Source organism: Neobacillus bataviensis, from assembly GCF_019969725.1.
Map to the genome: position 1 here is coordinate 499,624 of NZ_JAHXYW010000004.1, position 6,456 is coordinate 506,079.

Consider the following 6,456-nt stretch of genomic DNA (forward strand, 5'->3'; position numbering starts at 1 on the left):
AAAAGATTTACAACGGGGGTTATTATTCCATGCATATGAAAAACATCCTAATAAAGTCTTTCATTTTAATTTCTGTTTTCATTATGCCTCTGTCATTGGTAAATCCTGATGGGGCGTATGCATTTTCCAGACAAGTAATCCAAAAGGGAGCTGTTGGAGAAGATGTTATTGAACTTCAGGCAAGGCTCCAGTATTTAGGCTTTTATAATGGTCAAATTGACGGAGTTTTTGGATGGAGTACCTATTGGGCCTTGCGAAATTTCCAATATGAATTCAGTTTGCCAATTGATGGGTTAGCAGGAACAACAACTAAGAATAAACTGGCAAAAGCATCCAAGTATAATGAGTATTTTGTTAAAACCAATTTAAATAAGGGAAGAAAATTTACTCATTATGGAGGAGCAGACCAAAGCAAACAAGTAGCTCCGAGTAAAAAAGCACCAACTAATAACACACAAACTAATAAAGCAGCACCAAAAACAACACCAAAGGCGGCTCCAAAAGCTGCACCTAAAAATGGAACAGCAACACCAAAAGCAGCACCAAAGAAGCCGACAGCTGCCAATACTCCTAATGGTTTTTCACAAAATGATATTCGACTAATGGCGAATGCGGTCCATGGGGAGTCAAGGGGCGAGCCATATATTGGCCAGGTTGCAGTCGCTGCTGTCATCTTAAATAGAGTACATAGTGCAAATTTCCCAAATACAGTATCGGGAGTAATTTTTGAACCGGGAGCTTTTACTGCTGTTGCGGATGGGCAAATTTGGCTTACACCTAATGAATCTTCAAAGAAAGCGGTCATCGATGCCATTAATGGCTGGGATCCTACAGGTGAAGCACTATATTATTTTAACCCTGCTACCGCAACAAGTGGATGGATTTGGGGCAGGCCGCAAATCAAACGAATTGGAAAGCATATTTTTTGCAAGTAGAGAGGTGAGTAAAATTGATAAGAGGTATATTAATAGGTGTCCTTGCAGTCGGTGTTGCCGGAACAGCTTACTGGGGTTATCAGGAGCACCAAGAAAAAAATGCGATTCTGTTAAATGCTGAAAATAACTATCAGCGGGCATTCCATGATCTTTCCTATCAAATGGATTTATTACACGATAAAATTGGGACAACATTGGCAATGAACTCAAGGCATTCCCTGTCACCATCATTAACGGAAGTATGGAGAATCACATCAGAAGCACATAGTGATGTCGGGCAGCTGCCATTAACATTATTGCCTTTTAACAAAACAGAAGAGTTTTTAGCGAATATAGGTAACTTTAGCTATCGAACAGCCGTAAGAGATTTGGATAAGGAACCATTGTCTGATAAAGAGTATGAAAACTTAAAGGTTCTTTATAAACAGTCGGGCGACATTCAGAATGAACTTCGAAATGTTCAGCATATGGTTTTAAAAAATAACTTGCGCTGGATGGATGTTGAGCTGGCGCTTGCTTCTGGAAAAGAGCAAACCGACAATACCATAATTGATGGTTTTAAAACCGTGGAGAAAACTGTGACTGGTTTTGATGAAACCAATCAAGGACCAACAACAGTGAACTTTCAAAAAAAGGATGAAAATTACAAAAAGATACAAGGAAAAACTATTTCACGTAAGGAAGCAGTTACTATTGCCAAAAAATATATGAATTTTGATGGAAATGCCAAAGTTAAAGTAACAGAAAACGGCAAAGGGTCAGATTATGGCTTTTACAGTGTGTCCATGAAAAATCCAGATTCCGGTCAGGAAGCAAGTATGGATATTACTAAAAAAGCTGGACATCCCATTTGGTTTATCAACAACCGCGATATTAAGAAACAGGTTTTAAGTTTAAATGACGCTACCAATAAGGCACAAAACTTTTTAAAGGAAACGGGCTTTAAAGACTTGGAGCTTTTTGAAAGCACGCAATACGATAATATAGGTGTTTTCAATTTTGTTACGAGTATCAATGGGCTAAGGATTTACCCTGAATCCGTTAAAGTGAAGGTAGCTCTTGATAACGGGGACATCATGGGTGTTTCTGCTGAGGATTATTTAAAATCCTTCCAAACTAGAAAAATCGATAAACCGGCAATTTCACTACAACAAGCACGTACTAAAGTAAATCCGAAATTAAAGGTGATGGAAGATAGGCAGGCCGTAATTCTAAACGATCTCAATGAAGAAGTGACATGTTATGAGTTTCTTGGAACAATCGGCAGTGATACCTTCCGTATCTTTATTAATGCAAAAGATGGTAAAGAAGAAAAAGTGGAAAAACTGAAAAATGCCGAAGCAATATATGAAGATGTGTTATAAGGATAAGCAGACGCTTATCCTTTTTTTAATAGAATAAAAAAAATTATCAAATCCAATAATAGGGGTAACTTGAAGTTGGAGTGGTGGTATTGGAAAAAATAGAAAGAATTTTAGCCAAGATAATTATTATTCAATTTTTATTTCTGTTCCTTTCACAACTAATATTTCATCAATTCGATGCCCTTCCGCAAATTAAACAATTAACAAAATATGAAGGTGTAAATGAGAATACCTTTACAGAAATTATTCAAACCTTCCAAGGGCAAAAATAAAAGCAGGGAAACCTGCTTTATTTTTATGAATTTAAATAGTAAAAAAAAGAAGCATTTCTTTATCTTATGGTAAAATAAAAGGAAGACAGCTTATGAGAAATCATGATTGCAATTAGGAGGATTTATGAACAAGAAACTATCTATCGCAATTGACGGCCCTGCTGCAGCTGGGAAGAGTACTGTAGCTAAAATTGTTGCTGAAAAATTAGGTTATATATATATCGATACTGGTGCGATGTACAGGGCATTAACATATAAAGCAATTGCAAACAATCTTAATCTTGAAGAAGAGGATACTTTACTAAAAATGCTTTTGTCGACGAGTATCGAGCTTTTTCCTTCAGAACGAGGACAATTAGTATTTTTAGACAATCAGGATGTAACGGATGAGATACGTTCTTCAGAAGTAACAAATTCCGTTTCTATCGTTGCAAAACATCAACTAGTTCGTGAAGAAATGGTAAAAAGGCAGCAAGCCTTTGCAATCGATGGCGGCGTTGTCATGGATGGACGTGACATCGGGACCCATGTTCTGCCAAATGCTGAAGTAAAAGTGTTCTTGCTGGCTAGTGTAGATGAAAGAGCAGAGAGGCGGCATCAGGAGAACCTTCAAAAGGGTTTTCTATCAAATTTAGATCAATTAAAAGAAGAAATTGCACGTAGAGATAAAATCGACTCAGAAAGAGAAATTGCCCCTTTGAAAAAAGCCGATGATGCAATTGAAATCGACACAACCTCTTTGGCGATTCCTGAAGTTGTAGAAAAAATTATGGCTCTGGTGCACGAAAGGGTTGGATAAGTGTGACTTTTTATTCTTTTGCAAGATCAGTTGCATATGGGATTTTTAAACCATGGTACAGGATTGAGGCCCTAGGAGTAGAAAATATCCCAAAGGATGGCGGGGTCCTTCTTTGCTGCAATCATATTAATAATTTTGACCCGATTGTATTGGGAATCATGGCTCCTCGTCCTGTCCACTATATGGCGAAGGAAGAGTTATTTCGAGTCCCTGTGTTAGGTGAAATTGTTCGGAAATGTAATGCCTTTCCAGTAAAAAGAGGAATGAGCGATCGAGAAGCATTAAGAAAAGGATTAGGTATTTTAAAGGATGGACAAGTATTGGGTCTTTTTCCTGAAGGAACTAGAAGTAAAACTGGTGAATTAGGGAAGGGGTTAGCCGGAGCCGGCTTTTTTGCCTTAAAGACTGATTCCGCTGTAGTTCCTTGTGCAATTATTGGTCCGTATAAAAGCTTACGAAAGCTAAGAGTCGTTTATGGAAAACCAATTGCAATGGATGAAGCCAGAAACACAAAGGCTTCTGCTGAACAGGTTACTGAATTAATTATGTCAGAAATTCATAAACTGATAAAAGAGCACCAATAGGTATTGCTTGACAAAAAAGACTATTTGTAAGAAGTTTATAAAAAGAGATTTTTTTTGAAAATTCACATGGTTTATTATATGTGGTGTATACTGTGTGGTATCCACCGAATCATATATAGATTTTGCAGTTAATGGATTAAGGAGGAATACATATGTCGGAAGAATTAAATCAAGTAGAAGTGAAAAGCTTTGAAGTTGGGGACAAAGTAACAGGACAAGTAACTAAAGTTGAAGAAAAGCAGGTATATGTCGACATTCAAGATAGTAAACTTGATGGGATCATCCCTATTAGTGAGCTTTCCAGCCTTCATATTGAAAAAGCATCTGATGCTGTCCAGGAAGGTAATACTCTTGAATTAGAGGTCTTAAAGGTGGAAGAAGAAGCATTAATACTATCAAAAAAGAAAGTTGATGCTTTAAAAGCATGGGATAGCTTAGAAAAGCAATTCCAAAGCGGCGAAGTAATTGAAACAGAAGTTAAGGATGTTGTAAAAGGCGGTCTTGTTGTAGACCTTGGAGTCCGCGGTTTTGTTCCTGCATCCTTAGTTGAAGCTTATTTTGTAGAAGATTTCTCTGATTATAAAGGCCGCAAGCTTACGTTTAAAATTGTAGAACTTGATAAGGAAAAGAACCGTTTGATTCTTTCCCACCGTGCTGTTGTGGAGGAAGAAAAAGGTAAACAAAAACAAAATCGTTTAGGTGCCCTTCAGGTTGGCCAAATTATTGATGGAACAGTTCAAAGAATTACCGATTTTGGTGCTTTTGTAGACATTGGCGGAATAGATGGTCTTGTTCATATTTCCCAATTATCCTATGAACATGTTGGTAAACCGACAGATGTTGTTCATGAAGGTCAAAAAGTCCAAGTTAAAGTTCTTAGCGTTGATCGCGATAATGAAAGAATTTCATTGTCTATTAAAGAAACTCTTCCTGGACCATGGTCAAATATTAATGAAAAAGCTCCAAAAGGCAGTGTTTTAACTGGTACAGTCAAAAGATTAGTTTCTTATGGTGCCTTTGTAGAAGTATTTCCAGGTGTAGAAGGCCTTGTTCATATCTCCCAAATTGCTCATAAGCACATTGGCACACCTCATGAAGTACTAAAAGAAGGACAAGAAGTAAAGGTTAAGGTTCTTGAAACTAATGAACAGGATCAACGTCTATCTTTAAGTATTAAAGAACTTCTTGAAAAGGAAGTTGAGGAAAACCTTGATTATGAGCTTCCTGAAGAGTCAAAAGGATTTCAACTTGGTGAAGTCATTGGCGATAAATTAAAGAATCTAAGAAAATAATGGTGATAAGAAGTGTCTAGATCTGAACGTAAATGGGACCACATTCGTTTTGCCCTCGAAAATGGGCAAGACCGTTCATCCGCTTTTGAAAATATTAAGTTTATTCACCAAAGCTTACCGAATATTAATGTGCTCGATGTTCGATTAGACCACTCAATTGGCGAACTTTATTTAAGTTCGCCAATTTTTATCAATGCCATGACAGGCGGCGGCGGAGAAAAAACCTATCGAATAAATAAAGAGCTGGCAATGGTAGCGAAATATTCAGGGCTTGCCATGGCTGTTGGTTCCCAGATGGCTGCGTTAAAGGATAAAACGCAAAAATATACATATGAAATAGTCCGAAAGGAAAATCCTGACGGTGTTCTCATTGCCAATTTGGGAAGTGAAGCGACACCAGATGAAGCGAAAGCTGCCATTGACATGATCGAAGCAAATGCTATCCAAATTCACCTAAATGTGATTCAAGAGCTTACGATGCCTGAGGGGGACCGTGACTTTACGGGTGCTTTAAAAAGAATTGAAGCGATTGTAAAGAACGTAGAAGTTCCGGTTGTTGTAAAAGAGGTAGGATTTGGAATGTCGATGGAAACAGTAAGAACTCTTAAATCAGTGGGTGTAACAGTGGTCGATGTTGGCGGCTTTGGTGGAACGAATTTTGCAGAAATAGAAAACAGGCGCAGGGAAAAATCACTATCCTTCTTTTCAGATTGGGGCATTCCTACCCCCATTTCCATTATTGAAGCATCATCAGTATCGAATGATATTTCCATCATTGGTTCTGGGGGATTTAGTAACGGGATTGAGATGGTAAAGGGCTTAGCCATAGGAGCCGATGCGATTGGAATTGCAGGTTATTTCTTACGAATTCTTGTTGACCAAGGAGTAGATTCCTTAATAGGTGAAATCGAAACTCTTCATAAAGAAATGATAATGATAATGACAGCCCTAGGGGCAAGGACAATTGCTGATTTAAAGAGAATTCCTCTTATCATCACTGGTGAAACCTGCCATTGGTTAAATCAAAGAGGAATAGATACAAGAACATTTGGCCAAAGGACCATTTAAAAAGCTCTCGCAACCTGAACTGCCCCGTAAATGTTAGACACTAAACTAACATTTACGGGGTGTTTTTATGTCCAAATTTAAAACGGAAGATAAGATACAAATTGTATTAAGGTATTTAAAGGGAATTGAAAGTTTTGAAAAA

7 protein-coding genes are annotated in these 6,456 nt (G+C 37.6%); all 7 read left to right on the forward strand.

Features of this window, described 5'->3' with window-relative positions:
- The first annotated feature begins 29 nt into the window (after positions 1–29).
- Positions 30–935: a spore cortex-lytic enzyme gene (sleB, locus tag LC455_RS13855; RefSeq protein WP_223591625.1), complete on the forward strand. Its 906-nt coding sequence runs from the start codon at positions 30–32 to the stop codon at positions 933–935.
- A gap of 14 nt (positions 936–949) precedes the next feature.
- Entirely contained in the window at positions 950–2,299 is a 1,350-nt protein-coding gene (gene ypeB / locus LC455_RS13860) for a germination protein YpeB (protein ID WP_223591626.1), read from the forward strand.
- A gap of 83 nt (positions 2,300–2,382) precedes the next feature.
- A complete protein-coding gene (locus LC455_RS13865; protein ID WP_223591667.1) occupies positions 2,383–2,571 on the forward strand; it encodes a YpfB family protein in 189 nt (62 codons plus the stop codon).
- Positions 2,572–2,695: 124 nt separating this feature from the next.
- On the forward strand, positions 2,696–3,370 hold the full coding sequence (gene cmk / locus LC455_RS13870) for a (d)CMP kinase (RefSeq protein ID WP_223591627.1): 675 nt from the start codon (positions 2,696–2,698) through the stop codon (positions 3,368–3,370).
- A 2-nt stretch (positions 3,371–3,372) separates the two neighbouring features.
- Entirely contained in the window at positions 3,373–3,954 is a 582-nt protein-coding gene (locus LC455_RS13875; RefSeq protein WP_223591628.1) for a lysophospholipid acyltransferase family protein, read from the forward strand.
- 152 nt (positions 3,955–4,106) lie between these two features.
- Positions 4,107–5,246: a 30S ribosomal protein S1 gene (gene rpsA, locus LC455_RS13880; protein ID WP_223591629.1), complete on the forward strand. Its 1,140-nt coding sequence runs from the start codon at positions 4,107–4,109 to the stop codon at positions 5,244–5,246.
- Positions 5,247–5,258: 12 nt separating this feature from the next.
- On the forward strand, positions 5,259–6,314 hold the full coding sequence (fni, locus tag LC455_RS13885) for a type 2 isopentenyl-diphosphate Delta-isomerase (RefSeq protein ID WP_223591630.1): 1,056 nt from the start codon (positions 5,259–5,261) through the stop codon (positions 6,312–6,314).
- Positions 6,315–6,456 lie beyond the last annotated feature (142 nt).